This window comes from Micromonospora parastrephiae (assembly GCF_016802865.1).
In the GTDB taxonomy this organism is placed as follows: Bacteria; Actinomycetota; Actinomycetes; order Mycobacteriales; family Micromonosporaceae; genus Micromonospora; species Micromonospora parastrephiae.
The window spans coordinates 24,378-51,370 of the sequence record NZ_JAEVHM010000023.1 but is presented as its reverse complement, the minus strand read 5'-3'; the positions used below and the strand labels follow the sequence as shown (position 1 = coordinate 51,370).

Genomic DNA, 26,993 nt, shown 5'->3' with positions numbered 1-26,993 from the left:
GTACCGGCTGGGGCCGGGCGCCCCGCCGCCGGCTCCCGGCGCGGGCCGACGGGGAGGCGGAACCGGTGGCGGTGCGGGGCGGAGTCACCGTGCGACGGTACCCGCCACCGCCGACACGGGCCGCGCCCATCCGCCCGCGTGGCGCGGACGTACCCCTCTGCCTCGTGGCCGACGCCGTCCGGTTACGGCCGCGCTACGACGCGTGGGCAGTATCGGTTAGGGTGCGAATCATGCCGAGCGACGTGGTCCGAGTGATCTACCGCAAGTACGACGGCAGCGCCCACCGTGACTACCCGGCCCGCCGGCTCGCCGAGGACGACCTCGGCGTCTGGCTCGGCGTCCCGTTCGGCACCGAGTCGGTCTATCACGGCCGGCCCTCCGTGGAGAAGATCCCGTTCGTGCTGCTGGTGCCGCACCACGCCTGGTGGACGGGGATGTTCAACCCGCCGCCGCGGACCAGCGAGGTCTACTGCGACATCGCCACCCCGGCCCGCTGGGAGTCCGACGACACCGTCCACCTCATCGACCTGGACCTGGACGTGGTCCGCCGCCGGGCCACCGGCCTGGTGGAACTGCTCGACGAGGACGAGTTCGCCGAGCACCGGGCCCGCTTCGGCTACCCGCAGGACGTGGTGGACGAGGCCGAGGCGGCGGCCCGGTGGCTGTACGGCGCGCTCGGCGACGGCACCGAGCCGTTCGCGACCTCGTACCGCAAGTGGCTGGCGCTGGTGGTCTGAGCCCCACCTGGTTCACCAGTGCGGCGGCCACGTGTCGTCGTCGCCCAACGGTGGCAGGTCGGCCAGCTTCTCCGGGTTGAGCTGGTTGAAGATGCCGGTGATCCGGCCCTGGTTCACGGCGAACGCGGTGACCAGCCGGATCGTCCGCCCGTCACTGTGCTCCGTCTCCAGCTGTAGGCCGAGTACGCCGTCGACCAGCACCGGCCGGGACCGCACACGGTGGGCGTACCGGCCGGCGCGGCCGAACAGGCCGAGCGTGAAGCGGCCCACCGCGTCCGCGCCGACGACTGGTCGACGGGCCGCCGGGAAGTGCCCACCCGAGTCGCCGAGCAGGACCGCGTCCGGTGCGAGCACCCGCAACAGGGGATCCAACTCGCCGGACTCGGTGGCCGCGACGAAAGCCTCGAGCACGCGCCGCTGCTCGGCCGGGTCGGCGCTGTGCCGGGGCGCGTCCGGCGCGGTCACCGCCCGCCGGGCCCGGGACGCGAGCTGCCGGGCCGCCACCTCGGTGGTACCGAGCACGTCGGCGACGCCGGCGAACGGCACCGCGAACACGTCGTGCAGCACGAGGGCGACCCGCTGCTCCGGCGCGAGCCGCTCCAGCACCACCAGCAGCGCCGTGCCGACCTGGTCGGTCCGCACCGCCCGCTCCGCCGGGTCGGGGGCGTACCCGTCCGGTGCCGGCCCGCTGTCCAGCGGGCGCACCTCCGGTTCCGGTAACCACTGCCCGGGGTACGCCTCACGTCGGACCCGGGCCGAACGGAGCACGTCGAGGCAGATCCGGGCGCACGTGGTGGTCAGCCACGCGGACAGCTCGCGGATCTCGGCGCGGGCCGCGGGGTCGGCGAGCGCCCCCGCGTAGCGCAGCCAGGTCTCCTGCACCGCGTCCTCGGCCTCGCTGCGGCTGCCCAGCATCCGGCGGGCCACAGCGAGCAGGCGGCCCCGCTCGGCCTCGAACTCCGTCGCCAGGTCCCGCACGGACCCACCACCCTCCCTGGCCGGCTGTCTCCCGTCGTCCATCCTCCCGCCAACTCCGGGCGCCGGCAGCCCCGGACGTGCCTGCCCGCGAGGGCTCTCGGCGGGCGGATGGCCGGGGGGTGGGCGATGATCCGTGCATGAGCGCACTCCAGGAACCGCGGATCGTGGCCCCGGACGGCGGCCCGATGCGGAAGCTGCTGCGGGTCACCGCACCGGTGGATCTCGGCGCGATCGATCCCCGGTCCACGCCCGGCCTGCCAACGGCGGAACGGGACGGGCAGCACCGGAAGTCCTGGGCCCGTGGGCAGGTCGAGCTGGTCGGCGACGAGTTGGGTCAGCAGCAGGAAATGCTCTTCGCGATGGCCAAGGCCGGGTCGGAGCGGCCGGCGCACCGGGTCCTGCTGGTGCTCCAGGCGATGGACTGCGGCGGCAAGGACGGCACGATCAAGCGGGTGGCGGGCGCGATGAACCCGCTGGGCCTGCACATCCGCTCGTTCGGTCCGCCGAGCGCGGAGGAGCTGCGACACGACTTCCTGTGGCGGATCCGCCGAGCGCTGCCCCCAGCCGGGTACGTCGGGATGTTCAACCGGTCGCACTACGAGGACGTGTTGATCGCCCGGGTCGGCTCGCTGGTGCCCGAGGCCACCTGGCGAGCCCGCTACGACGAGATCAACTCCTTCGAGCGGGAGCTGACCGAGGACGGGGTGACCCTGGTCAAGGTGATGCTGCACATCTCGTACGCCGAGCAGGGCGAGCGCCTGCTGGAACGGCTCACCGACCCGCGCAAGCACTGGAAGTACAACCCCTCGGATATCGAGGCCCGAGCCCGCTGGGACGACTACCAGGCCGCGTACGCCGAGGCTCTGAGCCGGTGCGGCACGGACGCCGCGCCCTGGTTCGTGGTGCCGGCGGACCGCAAGTGGTATCGGGACTGGGCGGTGGCTCACCTGCTGCGGGAGACGTTCGACACGCTCGATCTGGGGTATCCGCCTGCCGATTTCGATGTGGCGCACGAGCGGGAGCGGCTGCGTAGTGGGGGAGCGGGGGCGGATGGGACGCCCGAGATGAACGGCAGGTGAACGACCGGTGAATGTGGCTTGGCCAGGGGTGGGCCGACGAATTCGCGGTTCCGTCGTTTCCTAGCATTCACCGGGCGGGTGCCCGACGGGCGCCGCCACCCTTCCACCGACGCGACGAGGTCTGTGCTGTGAAGTTTTCCTTCCGCCCCACCGAGGGCGCCTTCTACGAGCTCTTCACCAGGGCCGCGCAGAACCTGGTCCGGGGCACTGAGCTGCTGAACGAGCTGGCCCTGCCCGGCGTCGACGTGCAGTCGGTCAGCGAGCGGCTGACCGAGGTCGAGCACGACAGCGACCAGATCACGCACGAGCTGTACAAGAAGATCAACTCGACCTTCATCACGCCGTTCGACCGGGAGGACATCTACCGGCTCGGCTCGCTGCTCGACGACGTGATGGACCACCTGGAGGCGGTCGGCGACCTGCTCTACCTGTACGGGCTGACCGAGCTCCCCGCGCTGCCCCGCGAGCTGCACGAGATGGTCAACGTGCTCGACCAGCAGGCCAAGCTGACCGCCGAGGCGATGCCGCGGCTGAAGTCGATGAAGGACCTCGAGGACTACTGGATCGAGTGCAACCGGCTGGAGAACGAGGGCGACCGGATCAACCGGCAGCTGCTCGTCCGCCTCTTCTCCGGTGAGTACGACGCGTTGACGGTGCTGAAGATGAAGGAGGTGGCCGACGAGCTGGAGGCCGCCTGCGACGCCTTCGAGCACGTGGCCAACACAGTCGAGACCATCGCCGTCAAGGAGTCCTGAGCCGGTGTCTCCTGAACTCATCGCCGTACTGGCGGTGATCGCGGTGGCCCTGGCGTTCGACTACACCAACGGCTTCCACGACGCCGCCAACGCGATCGCCACCAGCGTCTCCACCCGGGCGCTGACACCCCGGATCGCCCTCGGGCTCGCCGCGGTCGGCAACTTCGTCGGCGCCCACTTCGGTGCCGGCGTCGCCAAGACCGTCGGTGACGGCCTGGTCACCCTCCCGACCGGGGTGAGCAGCCTCGGCGTGGTCTTCGCCGGTGTGCTCGGCGCGATCGCCTGGAACCTGATCACCTGGTACTTCGGCCTGCCCTCGTCGTCCTCGCACGCGCTCTTCGGTGGCCTGGTCGGCGCGACCCTGCTGTCCACCGGCGGCCTCGTGCAGTGGGGCAACATCGGCGAAAAGGTGCTGCTGCCGATGGTGCTCTCGCCGATCGTCGGCCTCACCCTCGGTTACCTGCTGATGCTGGCCATCCTCTGGCTGTTCCGCAAGGGGCAGCCGGGCAAGCTGAACCGGGGTTTCCGCTGGGCGCAGACCGCCTCGGCGGCCGCCATGTCGGTCGGCCACGGCATGCAGGACGCCGCCAAGACCATGGGCATCGTGGTGCTGGCGCTCTACACCGGCGGTTTCCAGGAGAGCAAGACGCACATCCCGGGCTGGGTGTTCTGGACGTCGGCGACGATGCTGGCCCTCGGCACGTACGCCGGTGGTTGGCGGATCATCCGTACCCTCGGTCGCAAGATCATTGATCTCGGGCCGCCGGAGGGCTTCGCCGCCGAGACGGTCGCCAGCGCGGTGCTCTACTTCAACGCCCTGGTGCTCAAGGCGCCCATCTCCACGACCCACACGATCACCTCGGCGATCATGGGTGTGGGCGCGACCAAGCGGCTCTCCGCGGTCCGCTGGAACGTCGCCGGCAACATCGTGATCGCCTGGATCATCACGTTCCCGGCCGCGGCGCTGATCGCCTGTGTCACCTACCTGCTGGTCCGGCCGCTCTTCGGCTGACCCCGGCACGTCGACGCCCGGCCACCGCCAGCGCGGTGACCGGGGCCGTCCGCACGTCAGATGTAACGCACGCCGATCTGCTCGCGGATCGTGTCGAGCAGGGCCATCACCTCGAGGGTCGTGGTGTGCGGCACCAGCGGGCTCTCGGTCAGCCCGGCGGCCAGGCAACGCTGCACCTCGATCGCCTCGTACTGGTAGCCGTTGCCGGCCTCCTCCGCGACGATCGTCTCCGGCTCGGCACCCGCCCGGTGCAGGGTCAGCGACCCCGGCCGGAAGAACGGCTCCGGCAGGTCGATCCGGCCCGTGCTGCCGGTGACCGAGGCGGACAGTTCGGTCGCCCCGACCATGCCGCAGCTCAGCGCGGCCAACGCTCCGGTGTCGTAGCCGAACAGGATGCCGGTGTTCTCGTCCGTCCCCTCCGGGCCGAGCTGCGCCCAGGACCGGATGTGCTGCGGCACCCCGAGCAGCAGGTGGGCCAGGCTGATCGGGTAGATCCCCAGGTCGAGCAGAGCGCCTCCGCCCAGCGCCGCGGCCCGCATCCGGTGCTCCGGCGGGAACGGTCCGGCCACCCCGAAGTCGGCCCGTACGCTGCTCACCGTGCCGATCGCGCCCTGCGAGATCAGCTCGACCGCCCGCCTGATGAGCGGGTTGGTCCGCATCCACATGGCCTCCATGAGGAAGACCCCGGCGGCGCGGGCGGTGTCCACCAACTCGGTGCTGGTGGCCAGGTCCAGGGTGAACGGCTTCTCCAACAGCACCGCGCGCCCGGCGGTCAGGCAGGTCATCGCCGCCTCGTGGTGCGCGGCGTGCGGCGTGGCCACGTAGATGACGTCGACCTCCGGGTCGGCCGCCAGCTCCACCCAGGAGCCGTACGCCCGCTTCGCGCCGTGCGTGTCGGCGAACCGCTGGGCGCTGTCGGCGGCGCGGGAGCCGACCGCGACAAGTTCGGCGTCCGGCACCAGCCGGAGGTCTTCGGCGAAACGGCTGGCGATGTGGCCGGTGGCCAGGATGCCCCAACGAGTCATGCCGGCACGCTAGCCCAGCCAGGTGAACCGCCCGCTGCCCGGCCGCCGGCCACCTCATCCGTCGGGAACTAGGCTCGCGGCATGACGATCGACAGTGCCGGCTTCGCCGCCCCCGCCGCCCTGGTCGAGCACGCCCGCCGGTTCCAGGCCGAGGGCGGCACCCCGGCGGTGCCCCGGGTCGCGGCCACGGTGCTGCTGCTGCGTCCGACCGACGCCGACTTCGAGGTGTACGTCATCCGCCGGGTCGCCGCGATGACCTTCGGCGGGATGTACGCCTTTCCCGGCGGCGGGGTGGACCGCTCCGACTCGGAGGCGCACCTCGACTGGGCGGGCCCCGCACCAGGCGAGTGGGCGGGCCGGCTCGGGGTGGCTCCGGACGCCGCGCAGGCGGTGGTCTGCGCCGCCGCGCGAGAGGTCTTCGAGGAGGCGGGCGTGCTGCTCGCCGGCCCCGACCCGGCGACCGTGGTGGGCGACGTCAGCGGCGACGACTGGGAGGCCGCGCGGCAGGACCTGGAAGGGCGCCGGCTGGGCTTCGCCGCGCTGCTCGCCGACCGTCAGCTCACGCTGCGGTCGGACCTGCTGCTGCCGTGGAGCCGCTGGATCACCCCGGAGTTCGAGCCGCGCCGCTTCGACACGTACTTCTTCGTCGCCCTGTTGCCGGCGGGGCAGCGGACCCGGGACGTCTCCGGCGAGGCCGACCACACCCTGTGGATCCGGCCGGCGGACGCGCTGGCCCGCGCTCAGGCCGGCGAACTGACCATGCTGCCACCGACCCTGGTCACACTGGCCCAGGTGGCGGCGGCCGGCGACCTGGCAGGGGTGGCCCGCGCGGCGGCCGGTCGGGACGCCGCCACCCCGGTCACCCCGCGCCTGGACCTCCCGCCGGACGGCGAACCCCGCTTCGTACTCGCCTGACCCGCCCGCGGTCCGCGCGGCGCCCCGAGCCTGCCACCCCCGTCCAAGATCGCGCTCTGGATCGAGCACGATCTTGGCCGGGCTGGGGGTATGCAAAAGGGCGCCGGCCAGGTCGACCGACGCCCCTCGCGGACCGGGATCCAGCGGCTCAGCCGAAGCGGCCGGTGATGTAGTCCTCGGTCTTCTTCACGCTCGGGTTGCTGAAGATCTTCTGGGTGTTGTCGTACTCGATCAGGCGACCCGGGTCGCCGGTCTTCTCGATCGAGAAGAAGGCGGTCCGGTCCGACACACGCGCGGCCTGCTGCATGTTGTGCGTCACGATGATGATCGTGAACTTGTCCTTGAGCTGGAACATCAGGTCCTCGATGGCCAGCGTGGAGATCGGGTCCAGGGCCGAGCAGGGCTCGTCCATCAGCACGACCTGCGGCTCGACCGCGATGGTCCGGGCGATGCAGAGCCGCTGCTGCTGACCGCCGGAGAGGCCCGCGCCGGGCTTGCCCAGCCGGTCCTTGACCTCGTCCCACAGGTTCGCCGAGCGCAGCGCCTTCTCGGCCGCCTCGTCCAGGATCGACTTCTTCCGGACGCCGTTGAGCTTCAGGCCGGCCACCACGTTCTCGAAGATGCTCATGGTGGGGAACGGGTTCGGCCGCTGGAAGACCATGCCGATCATGCGACGGACCGCGGTGACGTCCACGTCCCGGTCGTAGATGTCCTGGTCGTCGATGGTCAGGCTGCCCTCGACCCGGGCACCCGGCAGCACCTCGTGCATCCGGTTGATCGACCGCAGGAAGGTGGACTTGCCGCAACCGGACGGGCCGATCAGGGCGGTGACCGTCTTCGGCTCGACGGTCAGGTTGATGTTCTCGATCGCCTTGAAGCCGCCGTAGTAGGCGGTGACGTTCGAGGCTTCGACACGCTTGGCCATGGTGGTACCTCCGGGGTTCATCGGCTGAGCCGGTTGCGACGGGCCAGCAGCTTCGCCGCGATCGTCAGGATGAGCACGAGGGCGACCAGGGTGAGTGCCGCGGTCCACGCCCGTGCCGGCGCGTACTTCGACGCGTCGCCGGCCTGCTGGTAGACGAAGAGGGACAGCGACGACTGGTTGTTCTCGAAGGGGTTGGTGTTGATCGCGGCGCCGCCGCCGGCGACCAGCAGCACCGGCGCGGTCTCGCCGGCCGCGCGGGCGATGGCGAGCATGACGCCGGTGACGATGCCGGGCAGCGCCGTCGGCAGCACCACCCGCAGGATGGTCTTCCACTTCGGTACACCGAGGGCGTAGGCGCCCTCACGCAGTGGCGCCGGGACGAGGCGGAGCATCTCCTCGGTGGACCGGACGATGGTGGGCAGCATGAGCACGCTCAGCGCGAGCGCGGCGGCGAAGCCGGAGAAGCTGGGCCGGCCGTCGTTGAACCACGGCGACACGATCAGCACCCAGAACGCCAGCACGAAGAGGCCGGAGACGATCGACGGGATGCCGGTCATCACGTCCACGAAGAACCGGATCGCGAAGGCGAACTTGCCGCGCCCGTACTCGACGATGTAGATGGCGCAGAGGACGCCGAGCGGGACGGTGATCAGGGTGGCGATGCCGACCTGCTCCAGTGTGCCGACGATCGCGTGGTACGCGCCGCCGTTGGCGTCCCGGGCCCCGATGTTGTTCATCGAGGTCTGGAAGAAGTTGCCGTCCAGCCGCTCGGTGCCCTTGCTGACCAGTGTCCAGACCACCGAGACGAGCGGCAGCACCGCCAGCACGAACGCGGAGTGGATCAGCGCGCTCCAGGTGCGGTTGCGGGCCGACCGGCGCCCCTCGACCGCGTTGGCCGCGGCGAAGAGCCCGACCAGGTAGAGGATCGCGCCGAGGACGACCACGAGGACCGGGCCGCCGATGTCGATGCCGTAGACGATCCCGGCGGCGAGCGCCAGGGCCGCCACGGCGATGGCCGGTGCGGCGTACCAGGGCAGCCGCCGGCCCCGCAGCGAGGTGGGCTGGGCCGGCGGGCGGGTGCGGTGGGAGGTGACGGTTGTGGTCATGCGGCCGACTCCGTGAACTCCCGGCGGCGGTAGATGATCGCCCGCGCCGTGATGTTGACGATCAGCGTGATGGTGAACAGCACCAGGCCGGAGGCGATCAGAGCGCCACGGCCGGTCTCGTTCGCCTCGCCGAACGCGTTGGCGATGTTGGCGGCGATGGTGTTGCCGCCGTTCTGGATCAGATTGAACGAGATGCCGAAGGTGATGCCGAGGGTCAGCGCCAGGGCGATGGTCTCGCCGAGGGCGCGGCCCAGGCCGAGCATCACCGCGGCGATGATGCCGGGGCGGCCGTAGGGGAGCACCGCGGTGCGGAGCATCTCCCAGCGGGTGGCGCCCAGGGCGAGGGCGGCCTCCTCGTTCGCGGTCGGCGTCTGGAGGAACACCTCGCGGGAGAGGGAGGTGATGATCGGCAACACCATGATCGCGAGCACCAGGGCGCCCAGCATGATGGAGGCGCCGAACGGGCCGTCGCCGCCGAAGAGCGGGATCCAACCGAAGTGCTGGTTGAGCCAGACCGAAAAGTCCCGGACCGGGCTGCTGAAGACGTCCCGCCCCCAGAGGCCGAACACCACACTCGGTACGGCGGCCAGCAGGTCGACCAGGAAGCCGAGCGCGGTGCCCAGCCGGCGCGGCGCGTAGTGCGAGAGGTAGAGCGCGATACCCAGTGCCACCGGAACGGCGATCAGCAGCGCGAGCGCCGAACTGAGCACGGTGCCGAAGGCCAGGGTGCCGATGCCGAACTTCGGCTGCGGGTCGTTGGGGGACCAGCCCTCGTAGGACCAGAAGTTCTCGGTGTTGGCGCGCAGGGCCGGCACCGCCTTGGCGACCAGGAAGATCGCGATGGCGGCGATGATGACCAGAACGGCGGTGCCGGCGGCCAGTGTGAGACCGCGGAAGGCCCGCTCGGCGCCGAACTTACGGCTGCGCGGCAGCGCGCCGCCGCCGCCCAGCCCGGCGCGCCCGGGGAACGGGTGCTGACTGGTGCCTCGGCCACACGCGCCGAGCACGGCGGGCCACTCGTGACTCTGGGTCACGCGCGTCCCGCCGGTGCCGGCGTCGGCCGAGCGGTGAGGGGTTTCACCCATCTGCTCGCTCGATTCGGTTGCGGAGGTGGTGGGGTCGGGTCAGGAGAGGTTCTTGACCGCGGTCTCGACCTTGGTGCGGACCGTCTCCGGCAGCGGGGCGTAGCCCAGGTCGGTCAGCGAGTTCTGGCCCTCGGTGCTGGCGGCGTAGCCCAGCAGACCCTTGACCAGCTTCAGCTTGTCGGCCGCGAGGCCCTTGCTGCAGACGATCTCGTACGTCGCCAGGACGATCGGGTACGCCCCGGCCTCCTTGGTGTTGTAGTCGATCGACAGCTTGAGGTCGTCGCCCTGGCCCTCGACCTTGGCGCCAGCGATGGTCTTGCCGGCCGCCTCGGCGGTCAGCGCGGCGAACTCGCCGTTGCCGTTGCCGATCTTGGACATCTTCAGGCCGGCGTTCTCGGCGAACGACCACTCCATGTAGCCGATGGAGCCGTCCGCGCCCTTGACCCGGCTGGCCACGCCGTCCGAGCCCTTGGCGCCGGTGCCGCCCGGGGCCTTCCATGCCTTGGCGTTGCCCAGCGCCCAGTCCGCCTCAGCGGTCTTGGAGAGGAACTTGGTGAAGTTGTCGGTGGTGCCCGACTCGTCCGAGCGGTGGACGGTCTGGATGGTGGTCGACGGAAGCTTGGCGTCCGGGTTGTCGGCCTTGATCGTGGCGTCGTCCCACTTGGTGACCTTGCCGGCGAAGATCTTCGCCAGGGTGGCCGGCTTGAGCTGGAGGTTGTCCACGCCGCTGACGTTGTAGGCGACGGCCACCGGGCCGATCACCATCGGCAGGTGGATGGCCTTGCCACCGACGCACTTGGCGTCGGCCAGCGGCTGCTCCTCCGGCTTGAGGGCGGAGTCGGAGCCGGCGAAGTCGGCGGTCCCGGCGGTGAACGCCTGGATGCCGGCGCCGGAGCCGGAAGCCTCGTAGTTGATCGTGGTGCCCTGGCACTTCTGCTGGTACGCCTTGATCCATTCGGCCATGGCGTTCTTCTGAGCCGACGAGCCCTGGGCGTTCAGCGTGCCGGTAGCGCAGTCGACCGCGGCGGCCGAGCCCGAGGCGCTCGCGCCGGAGGCGGGCTCGTTGTTGTCCGAGCCGCATGCACTGAGGCCGAGCGTCGCGGCAAGAGCGAGGCAGGCAATAGTGCCGTACCGCTGGAGCTTCACCTGAGGGGTTTCCCTTCGCGTCTGACTTGGCGCCCCGATCCGGGGCCCGAGGACCGGCACTGACCGGCTGACACGAAAGTTAGAAGTGCCAGGTAGCCGGTTCGCCGGTCGCAAGTGAACGCAAGGTGAACACGTACGGCCTCTGAGGTGACCGATTGCTGAGGGTGAGTTGTCCGTTAAGTGAACCCGGGTGCGCCTGTCGGAAGTATGGGCATTTTTCCGGTACGGTGTTATCCCGCCGACGCACGGCCGTGACCCGCCGGTTACCCGGCCCTCGCGGTGTCGACCCTCAGCCGAGGTGGTAGTTGATGTGCGCGGACCAGCGCGCGAAGCCCAGCCGCTCGTACAGCGCGACGGCCCCCGTGTTCGAGTCGTCCACGTAGAGCATCACCCGGTCCAGGCCCCGCTTGTCCCGCAGGTACGCCAGACCGGCCGTGGTCAGCGCGCGACCGAGGCCGCCACCATGGGCGGTCGGCTCCACGCCCAGCACGTACACCTCGCCGATGCGGGCCGATCCCGGCCGCTCGTGCACCTTGGTCCAGTGGAAGCCGAGCAGCCGGCCGGTGGCGGTCTCCTCGGCGAGCAGGAAGCCCGCCGGGTCGAACCACGGCTCGGCGAGGCGGACCCTCAGGTCGTCCGAGGTCCACCGTCCCTGCTCGGGGTGCTCGGCGAAGGCCCGCGCGTTGAGGGTCAGCCAGGCCCCGTCGTCCACGCCGGGCCGGAACGCGCGCAGCACCACCCCGTCGGGCAGGCGCGGCTCGCCCAGCGGGGCGGCCAGCGGCCGGCGCAACTGCCAGAGCACCCGGGCACGGGTGAAACCGAGGTCGACGGCGAGCGCGGCGGCCGAGGGGTGGTCGCCGTGCGCCCACGCCCGCAGCGGCCCGGTGGCCGAGGCGAGGACGCCCCGAGCCAGCGCCCGACCGGTGCCCCGGCGCCGGTACGCGGGGTGCACCACCAGCTCGACCCCGATCCCGCCCACCGGATCGGTGGTGTCCAGGTGCGCGTACCCGGTAAGGGTGCCGTCGTCGGCCCGAGCGACCAGGTGTACGGCGGGGGCGTCGGGGTCGCGCAGCCGGAGCAGGACATGTTCGTCGAGCGGGTCGGCGCCGTCGGTGTCACCCGCGGAGCGCGCCAGGGCCAGCACGTCGGCGATCTCCGCCGGGGCCAGTCGGTCGCTCCGGGTCACCTGGTCGCTGGTCGGCTCCGCGCTGCTCATCCCGTCACCGTATCCGCTGCGTCTCGTGGCACCCGGCGGTCACCGGGTAAAGGACGGCTGGCGTCGGTACCGGCGAGGGTGAGGTGCTGCTGGGCGCCTGTGGAGCTGAATCGTCTGCGACATCACCGACCCCGCTGTGCCAGGCGGGACTGAATCGTTCAGGACATCAGCTCCAAAGGCAGCTCGCCAAGCGTCCCCACCCGGCAGGTCCGCAGCCCGCGGGGAGTCTCACGTCGGGTCGGTGGGCAGCGCTTCCAACTCGAACCGCGCGGTCAGGTCCGGCAGGATCCGGCGCAGCGCGTCCACGGTGCCCTGCCGGTCGCCACCGGCGTCGTGCAGCAGCACCACCGCTCCCGGTTCGCCTGGCTGACCACCGTCGCGGTGATCTTGCTCGCGCCGGGGACCTCCCAGTCCGACGGGTCCACCGACCAGTGCAGCGGAGTCATGCCGAGTTGCTGCGCCACCGACACCACGGGATAGGTCCAGGCGCCGCCCGGCTGGCGGTACCAGACGATGGGCGCGTTCGGCACCGCCGCCCGGATCGCCTCGTTGGTGCGCAGCAGGTCGGCGCGGATCGCGTCCGCCGAGCGGTTGCCCAGGGTGACGTCGTGGTGCCACGAGTGGTTGCACAGGCTGTGCCCGCCGTCCACGATCGCCTGGATCAGGTCGGGGTGGTTCTGGGCGTTCTCGCCGACCACGCAGAAGGTCGCCTTGACGTCGAACTCGCGCAGGGTGGCGAGGACCTGCGGGGTGTAGCGCGGATCCGGCCCGTCGTCGAAGGTCAGCGCGAGGCGGGGTGTGCCGGTGTTGGTGTGCGCCCCGAACAGTGGGCCGCCTCCGGAGTCGCGTCCCGCCCCGTCCTGACCGGCCTCGGTGGGGCCGGCGGTACTGCTGGCGGTCGGCGCCCCGCTCGGCTCGGCCTCGGTCGGCTGGTCGGCGTAGTACGGCCCGTCGGCGTTGGTGGTGACCCCGGTGGTCCGTTGCCGGGGCTGGTCGGGGATGAGGCTGCGGCCCAGCACGTAGGCCGAGCCGAGGAGCGCCGTCACCACCAGTGCCACGATTCCGGCCGCCCGGACGGTCGGGTTCCCCCGCGTCACGGCTTCCGCCCCGCCGACCGGCCGGTCACGCCGGTCCGTCGCCCCCGTGGTCTCTGCGCGCACCGTCGGCCCCTTCCGCTGACAAACCCGGCAGTCAGAATAGAACCGACGAGATGCGCAAAAGGGGCATATGGGGAATCCTCCCGGACGGGAGGACCAACAACCGGTCAGACGGGCAGCGGCGCGTGCTCCGCCTCGGGCAGCGACCGCGACGGCGGGACGACGAACTTGTAACCCACCTGACGGACCGTGCCGATCATCGACTCGTACTCCGAGCCGAGCTTGGCGCGCAACCGCCGGACGTGCACGTCCACAGTGCGGGTGCCACCGAAGTAGTCGTAGCCCCAGACCTCACGCAGCAGCTGGTCCCGGGTGAACACCCGGCCCGGGTGCTGCGCCAGGAACTTCAACAGCTCGAACTCCTTGTAGGTGAGGTCGAGAGGGCGCCCCTTCAGCTTGGCGGCGTACGTGTCCGGGTCGATGCTCAACTCGCCGGCCCGGATCGAACCGCCGGCGCTGGCGGTCGCGTTGCTCAGACGGCCCACCGCCAGCCGCAGCCGCGCCTCCACCTCGGCCGGCCCGGCCGAGGCGAGGATGACGTCGTCGACGCCCCAGTCGGCGTTCAGCGCGATCAGGCCGGCCTCGGTCACCACCGCCACGAGCGGCACCCCGAGCCCGGTGGCGTGCAGCATCCGGCAGGTCGCCCGGGCCTCGCTCAGCTCCGACCGGGCGTCCACCAGCACCGCATCGGGGCTGGGCCCGGCGACCAGGGTGCGAACGTCGCGTGGTGCGGTGCGGACCGAGTGCGGCAGCAGGTCGAGTGCCGGCAGCACAGCGGACGGTTCCCCTGCACGTGCGGTCACCAGCAGCAGGATCTCCACGATCACCTCCGTCCCGGCGGCGCGCGGCCGCACGCGACCAGACACACTCGAGGGGAGTGCGCTGAGAAATTGCGTGGTCCCGGCGTCGCTGACGGGCGGGTAACGCGTTGAGCGTAACCGATCGCCTCGGCTGCGCCTTCGGACCATTTCCCGTTTGTCTGGCTTGCCCCTGATCGTGGCACAGCTTTTAACGTTGCTGAAACCCTTGACCGCCGCATCGGCGGGCGGGTCTGGCACGATCGGGGCGTGTTTCCCTCCACCTCGCCGGACGCCGGCCGCGAAACGTGGCCCGACGGGCCCCGTCCCGGTCCGGCCGCCCCGACCCGTGGCCAACCGCCCGCGCCGCGCACCGGTCCGGCCGTCGCCGACGGCGAACGCCGCGAACGGGGTGGGCTCCGCCGCCGCCGCGCGGGGGAGCCCGCCCGTCGCTCCGAGGACGAGATCGACGAGCCGGAGGAGGAGGTCGTACCCCCGGTCGAGGTGCACCGCCCGCTGGCGCTGACCATCGCCGGATTCGCCGCGCTGCTCGGCGTCGGTCTGGTGCTCGGCGCGCAGACGTCGGGCCCCGGGCACCGGCTACCGTTCGCCTTCATCGTCTTCGGCGTCCAGTTGCTGTTCGTGCTCGCCTGGACGATGGCCATGCGACCGCCCGCCCTGCTGCTGGTCGGCGGGATCAGCGCGGTGGTCGCCGCGCTCGCCGACATCGCCGCGGTGCAGACCGACATCGCCGGCCTGGCACCGTTGGGCTACCTGGCCGCCGGTGGTTTCCTCGCCGCGGTGCTCGGCCAGCTGGTCCGCCGGGTCGACCGGGTCCGGGTCACCGACTCGCTCGGCGCCACGCTGCTCATCGTCGTCGGGGTGGTGGCGTTCGGCACCCTGATCGTGCTCAGCCGGATCCCGGCCGGCACCCAGGCCATCACGGTGTGCCTGACCGCGAGCGGGGTCGCGCTGACCGTCGCCCGGCTCACCGATGCGGTGCTGCCCTGGCCCCGGCTGGCACCGCAGGTGCCCCGGGGCGCCGCCGGCGTCGTCGCGGGCGCCATGGTCGGCACGCTGATCAGCGCGCTCCTCGGCAGCTACCTGGTGGCACCCTTCACGCCGACCCGGGCCGCGGTGATCGGCCTGGTCGCGGCGGTCACCGCCGTGCTCTCCGACCTCGCCGTCGGGTACGCGGAGGCGGGGCGACTGATGGCCGGCGAACCGCCCACCATGTGGGTGGCCCGGCACATGCAGGGTCCGCTCGGCGGCTTCGCCCTGGCCGCGCCGGCCGCGTACGCGATGTGCATGCTCTTCCTCTGACCCACGGTTGAGCCCGGAGCCGGTCGGGTACCTACGGGTGCGCCGCTCTGCGGCACCGGTACGGACGCCCCGTCGCACCGCGGCGGGCGGAGACAGGAGGCGGCGTGGCCCAGGACTATCCGGCGGACGAGGTCCGGCCCCGGCGGCGCGGTCGCAAGCTGCTCATCGGGCTGGTCATTCTGCTACTGGTGGTGGCGGTACTGCTGGTGGTGGCCGACCGGGTGGCGGTCGGGGTCGCCGAGCGGGCGATCGCGGACCGGGTCAGCCAGGAGGTCGCCAAGCAGGGCGCGCAGTCCGCCGCACCCGAGGTGCAGGTCGGCGGGACGCCGTTCCTCACCCAGGTGCTCGACGGCCGCTACGAGCGGATCACCATCAAACTGCGGGACGTGCAGGCCTCGGTCGAGGGCGACGCCGTACGACTGCCGGTGCTGGACGTCGACGCCCGGAACGTGCGGGCCTCCCTGGGCACCCTTCGTTCCGGGCAGGGTGACGTCGTCGCGGACACCGTCAACGGCACCGGCACGATCAGCTACGACAGCCTGGCCGCGTTGTTGGACCGGCCCGGGCTCACCCTCGGGGAGCAGGGCGGCAAGCTCGCCGTCAACGCCCCGGTCGACATCCTCGGCCAGAAGTTCACCGTCAGCGGCACCGCCGACGTCACCGTCGCCGACAACGGCGCGGTGGCCCTGCGCTTCAACAACCTGGACGCCGCGGGCCTGCCGAACCTGCCGCTGGCCCGTGCCGTGTTGAACAACTACGCCAAGGGCATCTCCGTCGACGTGCCGTTGCCCGACCTGCCGTTCCAGTTGGCGGTGCGGGAGGTCCGGCCGCTGCCCGAGGGGCTGGCGGTCACTGCCGACGCGAAGAACGTGCCGATCAACTCCGTCAGCTGAGCGTCCGGCCGCCGGTGGGACGTCGAATCCGGCCGGTGGCCCTGGCGATTCCCGGATGGTGGTCGGCTGGGTGGCAGGCCGGTCACTGGCTGGTAGGCTCCGTGACCATGGGGACCCACCTCACCAAACGGCGCGCGGTCGACCTGTGTCGCGTGGCCACCTGCCTGTGTCGCCCCGTCATCTGACGGCGGGGCTGTCTTCGGCCGCCTGACGGCGGCCACCGGCACGCAGGGTTTCGTACCCTCCGGTGATCCCATCGAACGCCCGGCAGCGGCGCCGTCGCACGAACCCGTGATCCCGTCCTTCCGCTGGGTCCCGCGCGTGGTGCGACAGTTACATCCATCGATACTCACGCGCTGGCTCACCATCCATCCTCACCAGGGAGTGATTCGATGAGTCGCGACACCGCACTCGTCTCGGCCGAGTGGGCCGAGAAGAACCTCGACGCCCCGGGCGTCGTCTTCGTCGAGGTCGACGAGGACACCTCGGCCTACGAGACCGGCCACATCGCCGGCGCCATCAAGATCGACTGGAAGACCGACCTCCAGGACCAGGTCCGCCGGGACTTCGTCAACAAGACGCAGTTCGAGGCGCTGCTCTCCGAGCGGGGCATCAGCAACGACGACACCGTCATCCTGTACGGCGGCAACAACAACTGGTTCGCCGCGTACGCCTACTGGTACTTCAAGCTCTACGGCCACCGCGACGTCAAGCTGCTCGACGGTGGTCGCAAGAAGTGGGAGCTGGACGCCCGTCCGCTGGTCACCGACACGGTGACCCGCCCGGCGACGCAGTACGTCGCGCAGGAGCCCGACACGTCCATCCGGGCCTTCCGCGACGAGGTCGTCGCCGCCATCGGCACCAAGAACCTGGTGGACGTGCGCAGCCCCGACGAGTTCGCCGGTCGACTGCTCGCCCCCGCCCACCTGCCGCAGGAGCAGGCGCAGCGGGCCGGCCACATCCCCACCGCGATCAGCGTCCCGTGGTCGAAGGCGGCGAACGAGGACGGCACCTTCCGGTCCGACGACGAGCTGCGCAAGATCTACGGCGACGCGGGGCTCGACGACGGCAAGGAGACCATCGCGTACTGCCGGATCGGTGAGCGCTCCTCGCACACCTGGTTCGTACTCCAGGAGTTGCTGGGCCACCGCAACGTGAAGAACTACGACGGTTCCTGGACCGAGTACGGGTCGCTGGTCGGCGTGCCGGTCGCGCTCGGCGACGAGCCCGGGGAGGCCTGATACCTCATGACTGCCCCCACCGCTGCGGGTTGCGCCGCACCCGACCAGGCCGCCCCGCTGCCGGCCAGCCTGGACCTGGAGAAGGAAACCGTGATCACCGGCATCGTCCGCTCGGCGGCGGACGAGGCGTGCCGGGCGCGTACGTCCGGCTGCTCGACTCGACCGGTGAGTTCACCGCCGAGGTGGTCACCTCGGCCGCGGGCCAGTTCCGGTTCTTCGCCGCGCCGGGTTCCTGGACGCTGCGGGCACTGTCCCGGCACGGCAACGGCGACACCGCCGTCACCGCCGGCCGGGGCATCAACGAGGTCACGGTCACCGTCGCCTGACCCACTGCTCTGACCGACCGGGGCCTCACCCTCGCGGGTGACCGGCCCCGGTCGTCTTCGGACGGTTCAGCTGCCGGTGGCTCCCGCGCAGGACGAGGCCGGGTCGAGGGTGAAGTCGACCGTGTTCACGATGCCCGCCCTGATCCGGGTGTGCTGCACCTGTGGCACCCAGCTGTCCTTGGCCACGATCACGTCGTAGCGGCCCTTCGGCAGCCACCAGACGAATCTGCCCTGGGCGTCCGCGGTCAGGGTGCGTCCGGTGGTCGTGCCCACCAGGTTCACCCGTACCGTCGCGGGGACCCCGATGGTCGCCCCGCCGCAGGTCACCCCGGTGACGGTGCCCTGCACCCGGCCCCAGTTGGCCGGCGGCGACACGTTCATCGTCGCCGCGACGGCGGGCACCGGGTACGGCGTGTCCGACGCGATGCCCAGCTCACCGGAGTAGGTGCCCGGTTGGAGGACGCCGGCCGCCTCGGTGGCGCTCAGCGTGACGGTGACCACCCGGGATTTGCCCGGCGCCAGGGTGAAATTGTTCGGCGCGGTGGACAGCCAGGGCAGGTCCGCCTCACCGGCGCACAGGCCCAGGCCGACCAACCGCTCGCTGTCCGCCGACCCCACGAACGGCGAGGGCGAACCGCCGATCTTGTACGCGCCGCAGGCGCCGGCGCCCCGGTACCGGCCGAACTGGACGTTGGGCAGGTCCCGCCAACTCCCGGCCACCGGGTCGTACGCCATGGTCCGATTGGTCACCGTGGTCGACGCCGCGGTGACCCCGCCGGCCAGCACCAGCAGGCCGCCGGCCGCCGCGTACTGGGAGCCCCACAGGTCCACCGGCAGGTTCGGCAGCGGGCTCCAGGCGTCCGCCGCCGGGTCGTACCGGTAGGCGTCGGTGTGCTCGGTGCTGCCGGTGCCGCCGGCGCAGTACACGGCGCTGCCGATCCCGCCGCAGGAGAGCCAGGAGACCGGGTGCGGGTAGGCCGCGCCGGTGCGGAAGGTGCCGGTCGCCGGATCGAACACGACCAGTCGGTCCGAGTCGGTGCAGTCGCTGTCGAGGCACCCGCCGACCAGGTAGACCTTCCCTCCGGCCACCGCCTGCCCGGCGGCCGCGGCCGGGAACGGGTTGCTCGCACCGGCCACCGTGGTCCAGGTGCCCGCGCCCGGGTCGAACACGTCCACCGAGGCGACCGTGACGTCATCGGAGCCCCAGCCACCGAGCACGTACAGCTTGCCGCCCACCGCCGCCGCGACCGGCTTGGACCGGGCGGTCGGCAGGTCGGGAAGCGCGGACCACCCGTCGACGATGGGGTCGTACCGCCAGGCCCTGTGCTCCAAGCCGGAGCCTCCGCCACCGCCCACGGAATAGATCTTGCCGTCCAGGTTGGTCGCCGCGTTGTCGAAGACCGCCGCCGGCAGGTCGGCGATCTCGGCCCAGGCGTCCTCCGCCCGTGGCTCACCGTCGCTGCCCGCCCCGCCGTAGGTGGTGCCCGTGCGCGTCTTGCTGATTCCCTTCATCTTCTGCTCCCGCAGTGGCGCACCGCCGCGGGACAGCAGGTCGAACCGCCCGTTGCGTTCCATCAGGTCGACGGTGGCCGGGGCGGTGCCGGTGTTGCGCACCGTCACCTTCGTGGTCCGGGTGCTGCCGTACGGCTGGTACGACTCGACGTCGGTCGTCGTGACGGTGAGTCGGCCGGCGGGCAGCGCGAGGTCCCTCCGGCGGGCGTCGTCCGGCGCGACCGTCGCCGTCGTCGTCGCCGTCCGGTACGGAGATCGGCTGGCGGCGAACCGGTGTGCCCCGGTCAGCCCGGAGAAGAGCCAGTAGAACCCGTCCGGCAGGGTCGGGTCCTCCGGCGTCGCCGCCGACACTCCCCGGTCCTCCGGCCGGTCGGCACTGGCGACGGTGACCCCGTTGAGCGGTGTGCCGGTGTTGCGGTCGGTGGTCACGCCGAGCAGCAGTCCTCCGGGTGTCGGCGCGCAGTCGCGGTTGGCCAACTGCACGTCGTCCACCTCCCACCACCAGGCGAACGTGCCCTGGAAGCGGAACCGGACCTGGACGGTGGCGGCACCGGCCGCGGGGTCCAGCGGCACCTCCTCCATCCGTGGCCCACGCCGGCTGCTGGTCTGGTGCCAGACGGTGGTCCAGCTGCCGCCGCCGTCGGTGGATACGTCCACGTCGGCCGCGTCGGTGACGCCGACCGCCCGCCAGTCGCTGCGGAAGCGCAGCACCGGCGCCGGTGCCGCGCTCAGGTCGACCGTCGGGGTGACCAGGTCGGTGTCCTGGGTCTTGCCGGAGCCCAGCCGGTCGCTGTCGACGATCGCGAAGGTGCCGCTGCCGCCGGTGAGGTTGCCCCGTTCGCCGAGGTCGGTGAAGCTCCAGCCGCCGTCCTCGGTGCGGTTGCGCACCGTCCAGCCGGGAGGCGTACCGGCCCCGTCGAAGCCCTCGCTCAGCAGGGGCGCGGCGAAACTGCCGGTGTAGCCGGCGGCCGTGCAGGCCGGCTCCACCGGCACCGCGACGTCCGCCGTCACCGGACCGGCGCCGGCCACCACGTCCAGGGTGAGGGTGCGGTAGCCCGGGTAACGGGCGGCCACGGTGAGCCGGTACGCGGCGTTGCCCGCGACGGTGAACGAGTACCGCCCGGTCGCCGGGTCGGTGAAAACCGGCCCGCCGGGTCGGCCGTCGACCTCGACGCGGGCGTAGAGCGGCCAGCCGTGTCCCGAACCGTCGGTGACCCGGCCGCTGACGGTGACCGACGGGCTCGCCACCAGGGCGAAGTCCCGGGTGACCGTGCCGCCCTCGGCGACGGTGACGGTGGCCGACTGTCCGGCGTATCCGTACGCGCTGACGCTGACGGTGGTCTCGCCGGTCGGCACGGTGAGCGCGTACCGGCCGTCCGCGCCGGTGGTGACGCTGCGGGTGCCGTCACCGACGGTCGCGCCCGCGATCGGGTCGCCGGCTGCGGTCACCGTTCCGACGACCCGTCCGACCGGGCCGCGCGGCGCGGCCCTGACCGCCGCGTACGCGTCCACCCGGCCCTCGCCGAAGACGTTGTTGTCGGCGGCGGTGCCCCCGCAGGTGGTGGCGTCGACGTCGCGGGCGGTCCGGTCCAGCAGGTCCTCGGTGGCGGCGATGTCACCCTTCAGGCCGGGTGCCGCGGACCAGACGAGCGCGACCGTGCCGGAGACGTGCGGCGCGGCCATCGAGGTGCCGTCGAAGGCGGCGTAGCCGTTGCCGGGGACGCTGGAGCGCACGTCGCTGCCGGGGGCGGCGACGTTCGGTTTGTAGGACTGCGGGTCGGTGGCGTCGCCTCGGCCGGAGAAACCGGAGATGGTGTTGTGCACGTCGTACGAGCCGACGGCGTACGCGTTGGCGTTGTCGCCGGGGGAGCCGGCGCTGCCGCAGGCCGGGCCGTCGTTGCCGGAGGAGAAGACCGGGAACATGCCGGCCGCCCGCCAGGCGGCGATGGTCTGCTGGAACCACGGGTCGCCGCCGGCGCCTCCCCAGGAGTTGTTCACCACGTCGGGGCGTAGGTCCGGTCGGGGATTCTGCCCGTTCAGGTCGGTCGGGGCCAGCACCCACTGGCCGGCGGCGAGCAGGGAGGCGTCCGAGCAGGAGGTGGCCTCGCAGCCCTTCGCGGCGATCCACCTCGCGCGGGGGGCGACGCCGATCTGGTTGCCGGCGCCGTCGTCGCCGACCATCGTGCCCATCGTGTGCGTGCCGTGGTCGTTGTTGTCGCAGGGCGCGGCGCTCGGGCAGATGCCGGCCGGGTCGTACCAGTTGTGGTCGTGGTCGAACGTGCCGCCGCCGAGGTTCCCCCGGTACGCCCCGACCAGCGCCGGGTGGTCGTACTGGACGCCGCTGTCGATGTTGGCGACCACCACGCCCTCGCCGCGGTCGCCGAACTCGTTCCACACCTGGGGAACGTTGATGTTGGTGAGCCCCCACTCGGCGCCGTTGGTGCCGGCCCGGCCGCCGGTGGTCGGTTTCGGCCGCAGCAGCGGGTAGCTGCGGGTGGGTTCGATCCGGTCGACCTCGGGGCGCTTGGCGATCTCGTCGGCCAGCGCCCGGTCGCCGGTCACCCGCACGGCGTTGGCGATCCAGTAGGCGGTGTGCGGTGCCTTGCGGGCCGCCAGCAGCGAGCGCAGGCCCTTCTGGGTGCGCTCGGCGGTCGTCGTGAGCAGCCGGTGCACCTCCCGGGCCCGGTCGTTCGGGTCCCGCAGCCTGGCGGTCCGCGCCACCGGCGCGGTGTCCCGCAGGTAGACCAGGAAGGTTCCGCTGCCCGTCGCACCGAGTCGACTGAGCAGACGTTGGTCCACGCTGGCCCGGGCCGGCGCGGGTTGGGGTCGGGCGGCGACCACGGGTTGGGCGGTGACGCCCAACCCGACCGCGGCGCCCGCCAGAGCCGCCCGCCAGAGGGCGGACCTTGTGGCTGATGCTCGGAACACTCTTCCTCCCCACTTCATGGGTCCCGATCGGTTCGGCACCCGCGCACCGCTCACACGTCTGCTGTCAGTCCTGCTCTGGCGTGTCCACCCGGTGCTCAATGAATAACGTCGGTCAGTACCTGGTCGGTGACGAGGCGCGATCCTGGCCGGGGGCGGGCCGCGAACTCCATCGGTATACGTCACTATCGCTGCGGCACAAGCTGCGGAGCCTGCCGGGTGGGCCGCGGGTGCACACCGTGCGGGGCGTCGGCTACCGGCTCGACCCGGCGCACCGACCCACCTGACCGTGGGTCCGCCGGGCGGCTACCGACCGCCACCTCCGCCGCCGGGCGGGCGGACCGTCCGTGACACCATGACGGGGTGAGCGGTGCTGTCCAGACGGGAAGGATCCCGTCGACCGGCCCCGCCGCGCCGGCACCCGCCCGGCGTCGGCGGCGCTGGCTGCTGGTCGCGACCGTCCTCTGGGCCGTGCTGCTGGGCGCGCTCACCTGGACGTCGGTCCGCGACGATCCACCCACCGTCCGGGAGCAGCGCACCCTGGACCAGGCCGGCCCGGTGGTCGACCGGGCGGTCGGCGAGTTGGCCCGGGCGGCCGGGCCTTCCGCGCTGCTGGAGCTCGGCCCGCCGCGCATCGCTGCGGGCTGCCGGGTCACCCCGTTCGCCGACGGCGCCAGGCTGCGCCGCGAGGTCGGCGTCCTCGCGCCCGACGGCACGGAACGCTCCGTGCTGACCGGGCTCGCCGAGCGACTGCCGGCGAGCTGGCGGGCCGGGGTCGGTCCCGGACTGGACGGCCCGGAGCTGCGCGCCGACGCCGGGGAGTTCGTCGCCGTCGAGGGTCGGTCGACCGGGGACGGCCGGATCCGGGTGACCGTCGACACCGGCTGCCGGCCGGTCGGCTCCGGTTACACCGCGCCGCCGGCCACCGGCGACGGCGGGGAGACCGCCGCCCTGACCGCCGCCCTGCGGGCGCTCGACCAGCCGGTCGACGCCGGACCGGAGCTGGTCACCGCGCCCTGCCCAGGTGGCGCGCTGGCCCGTACCGCACGCTCCGCCGCCGGCCCGACCACCTCGGCGGACGCGCTCGCCCCGCTGGCCGGCGGCACCCCGCTGCTGGACAACCCCCCGGTGTACGCGTACCGCGCCGGGACGGTCACCGTGCTGGCGGACCTCACCCCGGACGCCTCCCGGCTGACCGCCACCGTCGGCTGCCCGAGCTGAGCGGGGCGCCCGCCCCGGTCAGGTGTCCTGCCCGTCCTGCGGCCCGCGGCTGCGGCCCAGAGCGTCGACCCGGCCCCAGCGGCCCGGAATGTCCAGCAGCTCGACCCGACCCATGCCCGGCGGCACCGCCGGATCGATGATCAGGTGCTCGCCCTGCGGCTCCAGGCCCAGCATCACCCGCAGCAGCAGCAGCGGGGTGCCGGTCGACCAGGCCTGCGGGCTGCACGCCGTCGGATACTCCACCGGGTAGTCGGTGAGGCTGCGGGCGTACCCGGCGAACGCCTCCGGCAGCCGCCCGTCGAAGTAGCGGGACGCGGCAAGCATCGTGTCGCAGATCAGCCCGGCCTCGTCCCGGAAGCCGTACCGCCACAGTCCCCAGGCAATGATCGAGTTGTCGAACGGCCACACGGTGCCCACGTGGTAGCCGATCGGGTTGTACCGTCCCGCGTCCTCGGCGAGGGTCCGCACCCCCCACCCGGAGAACAGCCGCGGCCCGAGCAGGTGCTCGACCACCTTGCCGGCCCGGGACTCGTCCACGATGCCGCTCCACAGCAGGTGCCCGATGTTCGACGTCAACGCGTCCACCTGGCGGCCGTCGGCGTCCAGGGCGAGCGCGTAGTACTCACGGTCGGTGATCCAGAAGTCGTGGTTGAATCGCCGCTTCAGCTCGGCGGCCTCCCGTTCCAGCCGGTCGGCGTACTCGGGGTCGTCCCAGAACGTCCGGGCCAGCCGGGCGGCCCGGATCTTCGCGTCGTACGCGTAGCCCTGTAACTCGCAGGTGGCCCGGGGGAAGCCGGGCATCCGGCCGTCGGCGTACGAGATGGCGTCCCAGGAGTCCTTCCAGCACTGGTTCTGCAGGCCGGTCTCCGGGTTGCGGGTCCGGTACCAGAGGTAGCCGGTGCCGAGCAGGTCACCGTACGTGTCGATCCACTCCAGCGCTGCCCGGACGTGCGGCTCCAGCCGTTTGATCAACGCGACGTCGCCGGTCCACCGTTCGTACTCGTCGATCAGGATGACGAACAGCGGGGTCGAGTCGGCCGAGCCGTAGTACGGCGAGTGGGGCTGTTCCTCGAAGCCGGCGGTCTCCCCGTACCGCAGCTCGTGCAGGATCTTGCCGGGCTCCTCGTCCCGGAAATCGTCCACCCGGTGCCCCTGGAGCCCGGCGAGCATCTGGATGGTCGGGGGGATCAACTCCGGCAGGAACGGCAGCACCTGCAACGAGGTGATGATGCTGTCCCGGCCGAACAGGGTCATGAACCAGGGCAGCCCGGCGGCAATCAGCCGTACCCCCAGGGCGATCGACTCGTAGCGCAGTGCGGCCAGGTCGTTGAGGCTGCGCCGGTACGCCCCGGCCAGCGGCTCACAGTCGCAGCCGAGTTTCGGCGCCCGGTCGATCAGCTCCTGCTGTTCCGCCCGGATGGCGTCCGCGCTGCGGCTGCCGCCGTACGGCAGGGTGGCCCGGATGTCCTCGCCCCGCGCCCCGTACACGATGGTGGACGCGTGCAGCCGGGTGGTCCACTCGCTGTTGCGGCCGATCCGGATCCGGAAGGTCATTCCGGCGGCGTCGACCTGCGCCGGGGCGCTGGACCGGATCACCGTCTCCCGGTGGAACGCCTCTCGCCGGTAGACCAGCCGCAGCTCGTTGTCGGTGACCGTGACCGTCGTCCGGCCCCGCTTCTGCCGCGCGTGCTTGATCTCGAACAGGTCGGCGAAGTCGGCCGCCATCTCGATCCGGACGCTGAACTCCACCTCCTCGCCGGAGTGGTTGAGCACGGTCAGCTCCTCCTCGAAGCTGCCCACGATCGCCCGGTTGCGGATCACCGAAGCCTTGGCGTCCAGGTAGTGCGTGGGTTGGCCGGGGGCCAGGAAGAACCTGGTCCGGTACGACTCGCCGGTGTCGACGGAGAGCGCGTGCAGCCGCTCGCCGTCGAGGGTGAGCACCCACTTGGACAGGAAGCGGGTGTCGAAGGAGAACAAACCGGTGGGGAAGTCGAAGGACGGCTCGATGTCTCCCTCTCGGTCGCTGACCATGAAGGTGTTGCCGTCCAGGATGCTGACGAGTTCCTTCACCCCAGCCGCCCGGCTGCCTTACGAGCCACCTCGCGGGGGTCGCGGGTGCCCGGGGGGTTCGGAAAGAACCGTCGGAAGCCCAGGAAGAGCACCACGTTCCCGCTGAACGTGCTCTCGTTGCGCAGCACCGCCGCGACCCCCTGAGCCTCCCCGGCGATCAGTCGGTCGAACAACTCGGCGCTGCTGTACCAGATGGCGTCGGCCGGGCCCCGGCTTCGGCTGACCTCGATGGCCCCCGGTCGCATCCGGACCAGCCAGTGCTCGGTCTGGTTGTCGGTGCTCAGGTCGATCTGGAGGGTTCCGTCGACCAGGCCGCGCAGGACGGTGGGGGCACGAGCCGGCAGTGATTCGAAGAACCTCTCCGTCGCCTCGGTCACATCCGAATCGTAGGCAGCTGTCCGAGTTGTCGGGTCGGTATCCGCACTCCGCCCGTCCCGTCTGACCGTGTCGCTCCGGAGGTCAGTAGACGAGCGCCTGCGCGCCCTCGGCCAACGCCTCCTCGACGAAGGCCGCGGCGCCCGCGATCCGTACACCTGGCAGGACGTCGTCCGGGCCGATGTCCCGGCGGGCCGCGCACTGGGTGCAGGCGGTCACCCGACCGCTGGACAGGATGACGTGCAGCAGCTCGGCCAGCGGCGCGGAGTGCGGCAACTCGAACTCCTGCGCGCGGCCGGGCAGCGCGAACCAGGTCGATTCCCCGGTGAGCCACAGCGACACGTCGGCACCGGCGGCGACCGCCGTCGCGGCGACCGTGAACGCTTGCGCGCACCGCTCCGGGGCGTCCGCCCCGGCGGTGGCCTTGACGACGAGAGTGCGGGCCATGTGGCCCAGCATAGGATGGTCGGGATGGTTACCGAGATCGGGTTCGTCAGCCTGCTGGTCGCCGGCCTGGGCGGGCTCGCCGGTGGCCTGGTCTACCTCGCCGTACGCATTTCGAGAGGACGTTGGTGACACTGGTGAGCGACGAGAACCCGCTGCAGCCTCCGTGGCTGAACGCGCCGCCGGTCGACCCGTACCCGTTTGAGGAGAGCCACGACCTGCGGGTCGGGCCGAAGCTGCACCCGACGCTGGACGGTCTGCTGCCCTACATCGGGTTGTGGCGCGGCCGGGGCAAGGGTGGTTTCCCCAGCGTCGAGGACTTCGACTACGCGCAGGAGATCCGGATCAGCCACGACGGCCGGCCGTTCCTGCACTACGAGTCCCGTGCCTGGATCCTCGACGAGCAGAGCAGGCCGGTTCGCCCGGCCGGGCGTGAGGTCGGCTGGTGGCGGCCGGTCGTGGTGGACGGCCGGGCCACCGACGAACTGGAGGCACTGCTGACCACGCCGACCGGCGTGATGGAACTGCATATCGGCAAGCGCACCGGCACCCAGGTCGAGTTCGCCACCGACGCGGTGGTCCGGACGGCGACCGCCAAGGAGGTCACCGCCGGGCACCGGCTCTTCGGCATCGTCGAGGGTGCGCTGCTCTACGCCCAGGAGATGGCGGCGATGGGGCACGGGTTGAGTCCGCACCTGTCCGCCCGGCTGGTCCGGGTCGGCGGCTGACG

24 protein-coding genes and 2 pseudogenes are annotated in these 26,993 nt (G+C 71.9%); 13 read left to right on the top strand and 13 right to left on the bottom strand.

What is annotated here, in order from left to right; genetic code table 11:
* The first annotated feature begins 230 nt into the window (after positions 1 to 230).
* Complete coding sequence (locus tag JNW91_RS07905) at positions 231 to 737, top strand: DUF402 domain-containing protein (RefSeq protein ID WP_203174238.1); 507 nt, start codon at positions 231 to 233, stop codon at positions 735 to 737.
* A gap of 12 nt (positions 738 to 749) precedes the next feature.
* On the opposite strand, the gene sigJ is transcribed toward JNW91_RS07905, so the two are convergent.
* Positions 750 to 1,715, bottom strand: coding sequence for an RNA polymerase sigma factor SigJ (gene sigJ, locus JNW91_RS07900; RefSeq protein ID WP_203174237.1), 966 nt, complete (start codon positions 1,713 to 1,715; stop codon positions 750 to 752).
* Positions 1,716 to 1,852: 137 nt separating this feature from the next.
* Here sigJ and JNW91_RS07895 point away from each other — a divergent pair, with 137 nt between their 5' ends.
* The 3 genes from JNW91_RS07895 (at position 1,853) to JNW91_RS07885 (ending at position 4,561) form a co-directional block, all read left to right on the top strand.
* On the top strand, positions 1,853 to 2,794 hold the full coding sequence (locus tag JNW91_RS07895) for a PPK2 family polyphosphate kinase (protein WP_238424568.1): 942 nt from the start codon (positions 1,853 to 1,855) through the stop codon (positions 2,792 to 2,794).
* A gap of 128 nt (positions 2,795 to 2,922) precedes the next feature.
* Positions 2,923 to 3,549, top strand: coding sequence for a DUF47 domain-containing protein (locus JNW91_RS07890; protein ID WP_074314917.1), 627 nt, complete (start codon positions 2,923 to 2,925; stop codon positions 3,547 to 3,549).
* Positions 3,550 to 3,553: 4 nt separating this feature from the next.
* Positions 3,554 to 4,561, top strand: a complete 1,008-nt coding sequence (locus JNW91_RS07885) for an inorganic phosphate transporter (protein ID WP_139587550.1) — start codon at positions 3,554 to 3,556, stop codon at positions 4,559 to 4,561.
* 56 nt (positions 4,562 to 4,617) lie between these two features.
* On the opposite strand, the gene JNW91_RS07880 is transcribed toward JNW91_RS07885, so the two are convergent.
* Entirely contained in the window at positions 4,618 to 5,586 is a 969-nt protein-coding gene (locus JNW91_RS07880; RefSeq protein ID WP_203174236.1) for a Gfo/Idh/MocA family protein, read from the bottom strand.
* A gap of 81 nt (positions 5,587 to 5,667) precedes the next feature.
* Here JNW91_RS07880 and JNW91_RS07875 point away from each other — a divergent pair, with 81 nt between their 5' ends.
* Positions 5,668 to 6,501, top strand: a complete 834-nt coding sequence (locus JNW91_RS07875) for an NUDIX hydrolase (RefSeq protein WP_203174235.1) — start codon at positions 5,668 to 5,670, stop codon at positions 6,499 to 6,501.
* 148 nt (positions 6,502 to 6,649) lie between these two features.
* Here JNW91_RS07875 and pstB read toward each other — a convergent pair whose 3' ends face one another.
* The 7 genes and pseudogenes from pstB to JNW91_RS07840 form a co-directional block, all read right to left on the bottom strand.
* Entirely contained in the window at positions 6,650 to 7,426 is a 777-nt protein-coding gene (gene pstB / locus JNW91_RS07870; RefSeq protein WP_151488544.1) for a phosphate ABC transporter ATP-binding protein PstB, read from the bottom strand.
* 17 nt (positions 7,427 to 7,443) lie between these two features.
* A complete protein-coding gene (gene pstA / locus JNW91_RS07865) occupies positions 7,444 to 8,532 on the bottom strand; it encodes a phosphate ABC transporter permease PstA (RefSeq protein WP_203174234.1) in 1,089 nt (362 codons plus the stop codon).
* Positions 8,529 to 9,617, bottom strand: a complete 1,089-nt coding sequence (gene pstC / locus JNW91_RS07860) for a phosphate ABC transporter permease subunit PstC (protein ID WP_203174233.1) — start codon at positions 9,615 to 9,617, stop codon at positions 8,529 to 8,531. Before pstC ends, pstA begins: the two co-directional genes overlap by 4 nt.
* 39 nt (positions 9,618 to 9,656) lie before the next feature.
* Positions 9,657 to 10,763 (bottom strand): phosphate ABC transporter substrate-binding protein PstS, encoded by a 1,107-nt coding sequence (gene pstS, locus JNW91_RS07855; protein ID WP_203174232.1) that lies wholly within the window; start codon positions 10,761 to 10,763, stop codon positions 9,657 to 9,659.
* 289 nt (positions 10,764 to 11,052) lie between these two features.
* A complete protein-coding gene (gene mshD, locus JNW91_RS07850; RefSeq protein WP_203174231.1) occupies positions 11,053 to 11,979 on the bottom strand; it encodes a mycothiol synthase in 927 nt (308 codons plus the stop codon).
* A gap of 228 nt (positions 11,980 to 12,207) precedes the next feature.
* Positions 12,208 to 13,076 (bottom strand): annotated as a pseudogene (locus JNW91_RS07845) (polysaccharide deacetylase family protein).
* A gap of 167 nt (positions 13,077 to 13,243) precedes the next feature.
* Positions 13,244 to 13,963: a winged helix-turn-helix transcriptional regulator gene (locus JNW91_RS07840; RefSeq protein ID WP_203174230.1), complete on the bottom strand. Its 720-nt coding sequence runs from the start codon at positions 13,961 to 13,963 to the stop codon at positions 13,244 to 13,246.
* Positions 13,964 to 14,203: 240 nt separating this feature from the next.
* Here JNW91_RS07840 and JNW91_RS07835 point away from each other — a divergent pair, with 240 nt between their 5' ends.
* The 5 genes and pseudogenes from JNW91_RS07835 (at position 14,204) to JNW91_RS07820 (ending at position 17,716) form a co-directional block, all read left to right on the top strand.
* Positions 14,204 to 15,256: a hypothetical protein gene (locus tag JNW91_RS07835; protein ID WP_203174229.1), complete on the top strand. Its 1,053-nt coding sequence runs from the start codon at positions 14,204 to 14,206 to the stop codon at positions 15,254 to 15,256.
* Between the two features lie 104 nt (positions 15,257 to 15,360).
* On the top strand, positions 15,361 to 16,149 hold the full coding sequence (locus JNW91_RS07830) for an LmeA family phospholipid-binding protein (protein ID WP_203174228.1): 789 nt from the start codon (positions 15,361 to 15,363) through the stop codon (positions 16,147 to 16,149).
* A gap of 107 nt (positions 16,150 to 16,256) precedes the next feature.
* Complete coding sequence (locus JNW91_RS33875; protein ID WP_310503780.1) at positions 16,257 to 16,334, top strand: Ms5788A family Cys-rich leader peptide; 78 nt, start codon at positions 16,257 to 16,259, stop codon at positions 16,332 to 16,334.
* Between the two features lie 207 nt (positions 16,335 to 16,541).
* The gene (locus JNW91_RS07825; RefSeq protein WP_203174227.1) at positions 16,542 to 17,390 is read left to right on the top strand and encodes a sulfurtransferase; all 849 of its coding nucleotides are present in this window, start codon (positions 16,542 to 16,544) and stop codon (positions 17,388 to 17,390) included.
* Between the two features lie 6 nt (positions 17,391 to 17,396).
* Positions 17,397 to 17,716: pseudogene (locus JNW91_RS07820) on the top strand (DUF1416 domain-containing protein).
* Positions 17,717 to 17,782: 66 nt separating this feature from the next.
* Here JNW91_RS07820 and JNW91_RS07815 read toward each other — a convergent pair.
* Positions 17,783 to 22,174 (bottom strand): S8 family serine peptidase, encoded by a 4,392-nt coding sequence (locus tag JNW91_RS07815; protein ID WP_407664275.1) that lies wholly within the window; start codon positions 22,172 to 22,174, stop codon positions 17,783 to 17,785.
* Positions 22,175 to 22,516: 342 nt separating this feature from the next.
* On the opposite strand from JNW91_RS07815, the gene JNW91_RS07805 reads away from it, so the two are divergent.
* The gene (locus JNW91_RS07805) at positions 22,517 to 23,374 is read left to right on the top strand and encodes a hypothetical protein (RefSeq protein WP_203174225.1); all 858 of its coding nucleotides are present in this window, start codon (positions 22,517 to 22,519) and stop codon (positions 23,372 to 23,374) included.
* Between the two features lie 18 nt (positions 23,375 to 23,392).
* Here the strand turns inward: JNW91_RS07805 and JNW91_RS07800 are convergent, their stop codons facing one another.
* The 3 genes from JNW91_RS07800 to JNW91_RS07790 all read right to left on the bottom strand — a co-directional run bounded on the left by JNW91_RS07800 (position 23,393) and on the right by JNW91_RS07790 (position 26,278).
* Positions 23,393 to 25,444 (bottom strand): amylo-alpha-1,6-glucosidase, encoded by a 2,052-nt coding sequence (locus JNW91_RS07800; RefSeq protein WP_203174224.1) that lies wholly within the window; start codon positions 25,442 to 25,444, stop codon positions 23,393 to 23,395.
* On the bottom strand, positions 25,441 to 25,821 hold the full coding sequence (locus tag JNW91_RS07795) for an SCP2 sterol-binding domain-containing protein (protein ID WP_203174223.1): 381 nt from the start codon (positions 25,819 to 25,821) through the stop codon (positions 25,441 to 25,443). The genes JNW91_RS07800 and JNW91_RS07795 overlap by 4 nt, the downstream gene beginning before the upstream one ends.
* An 82-nt stretch (positions 25,822 to 25,903) precedes the next feature.
* On the bottom strand, positions 25,904 to 26,278 hold the full coding sequence (locus tag JNW91_RS07790; protein WP_203174222.1) for a DsrE family protein: 375 nt from the start codon (positions 26,276 to 26,278) through the stop codon (positions 25,904 to 25,906).
* A gap of 12 nt (positions 26,279 to 26,290) precedes the next feature.
* Between JNW91_RS07790 and mtfM the strand changes: the two genes are divergently transcribed.
* A complete protein-coding gene (mtfM, locus tag JNW91_RS33325) occupies positions 26,291 to 26,395 on the top strand; it encodes a small membrane protein MtfM (RefSeq protein ID WP_030327764.1) in 105 nt (34 codons plus the stop codon).
* A gap of 5 nt (positions 26,396 to 26,400) precedes the next feature.
* Positions 26,401 to 26,991 (top strand): FABP family protein, encoded by a 591-nt coding sequence (locus JNW91_RS07785; RefSeq protein ID WP_203174221.1) that lies wholly within the window; start codon positions 26,401 to 26,403, stop codon positions 26,989 to 26,991.
* The last annotated feature ends 2 nt before the right edge of the window (positions 26,992 to 26,993 follow it).

What these genes read in the sequence shown, in the direction of transcription:
- JNW91_RS07875 (WP_203174235.1), top strand. Translation starts at nt 5,668, where the DNA reads ATGACGATCGACAGTGCCGGCTTCGCCGCCCCCGCCGCCCTGGTCGAG.
- pstA (WP_203174234.1), bottom strand. Translation starts at nt 8,532, where the DNA reads ATGACCACAACCGTCACCTCCCACCGCACCCGCCCGCCGGCCCAGCCC.
- pstC (WP_203174233.1), bottom strand. Translation starts at nt 9,617, where the DNA reads ATGGGTGAAACCCCTCACCGCTCGGCCGACGCCGGCACCGGCGGGACG.
- mtfM (WP_030327764.1), top strand. Translation starts at nt 26,291, where the DNA reads ATGGTTACCGAGATCGGGTTCGTCAGCCTGCTGGTCGCCGGCCTGGGC.
- JNW91_RS07815 (WP_407664275.1), bottom strand. Translation starts at nt 22,174, where the DNA reads ATGAAGTGGGGAGGAAGAGTGTTCCGAGCATCAGCCACAAGGTCCGCC.
- JNW91_RS07895 (WP_238424568.1), top strand. Translation starts at nt 1,853, where the DNA reads ATGAGCGCACTCCAGGAACCGCGGATCGTGGCCCCGGACGGCGGCCCG.
- JNW91_RS07825 (WP_203174227.1), top strand. Translation starts at nt 16,542, where the DNA reads ATGAGTCGCGACACCGCACTCGTCTCGGCCGAGTGGGCCGAGAAGAAC.
- pstB (WP_151488544.1), bottom strand. Translation starts at nt 7,426, where the DNA reads ATGGCCAAGCGTGTCGAAGCCTCGAACGTCACCGCCTACTACGGCGGC.
- JNW91_RS07880 (WP_203174236.1), bottom strand. Translation starts at nt 5,586, where the DNA reads ATGACTCGTTGGGGCATCCTGGCCACCGGCCACATCGCCAGCCGTTTC.
- mshD (WP_203174231.1), bottom strand. Translation starts at nt 11,979, where the DNA reads ATGAGCAGCGCGGAGCCGACCAGCGACCAGGTGACCCGGAGCGACCGA.
- JNW91_RS07905 (WP_203174238.1), top strand. Translation starts at nt 231, where the DNA reads ATGCCGAGCGACGTGGTCCGAGTGATCTACCGCAAGTACGACGGCAGC.
- JNW91_RS33875 (WP_310503780.1), top strand. Translation starts at nt 16,257, where the DNA reads ATGGGGACCCACCTCACCAAACGGCGCGCGGTCGACCTGTGTCGCGTG.
- JNW91_RS07790 (WP_203174222.1), bottom strand. Translation starts at nt 26,278, where the DNA reads ATGCTGGGCCACATGGCCCGCACTCTCGTCGTCAAGGCCACCGCCGGG.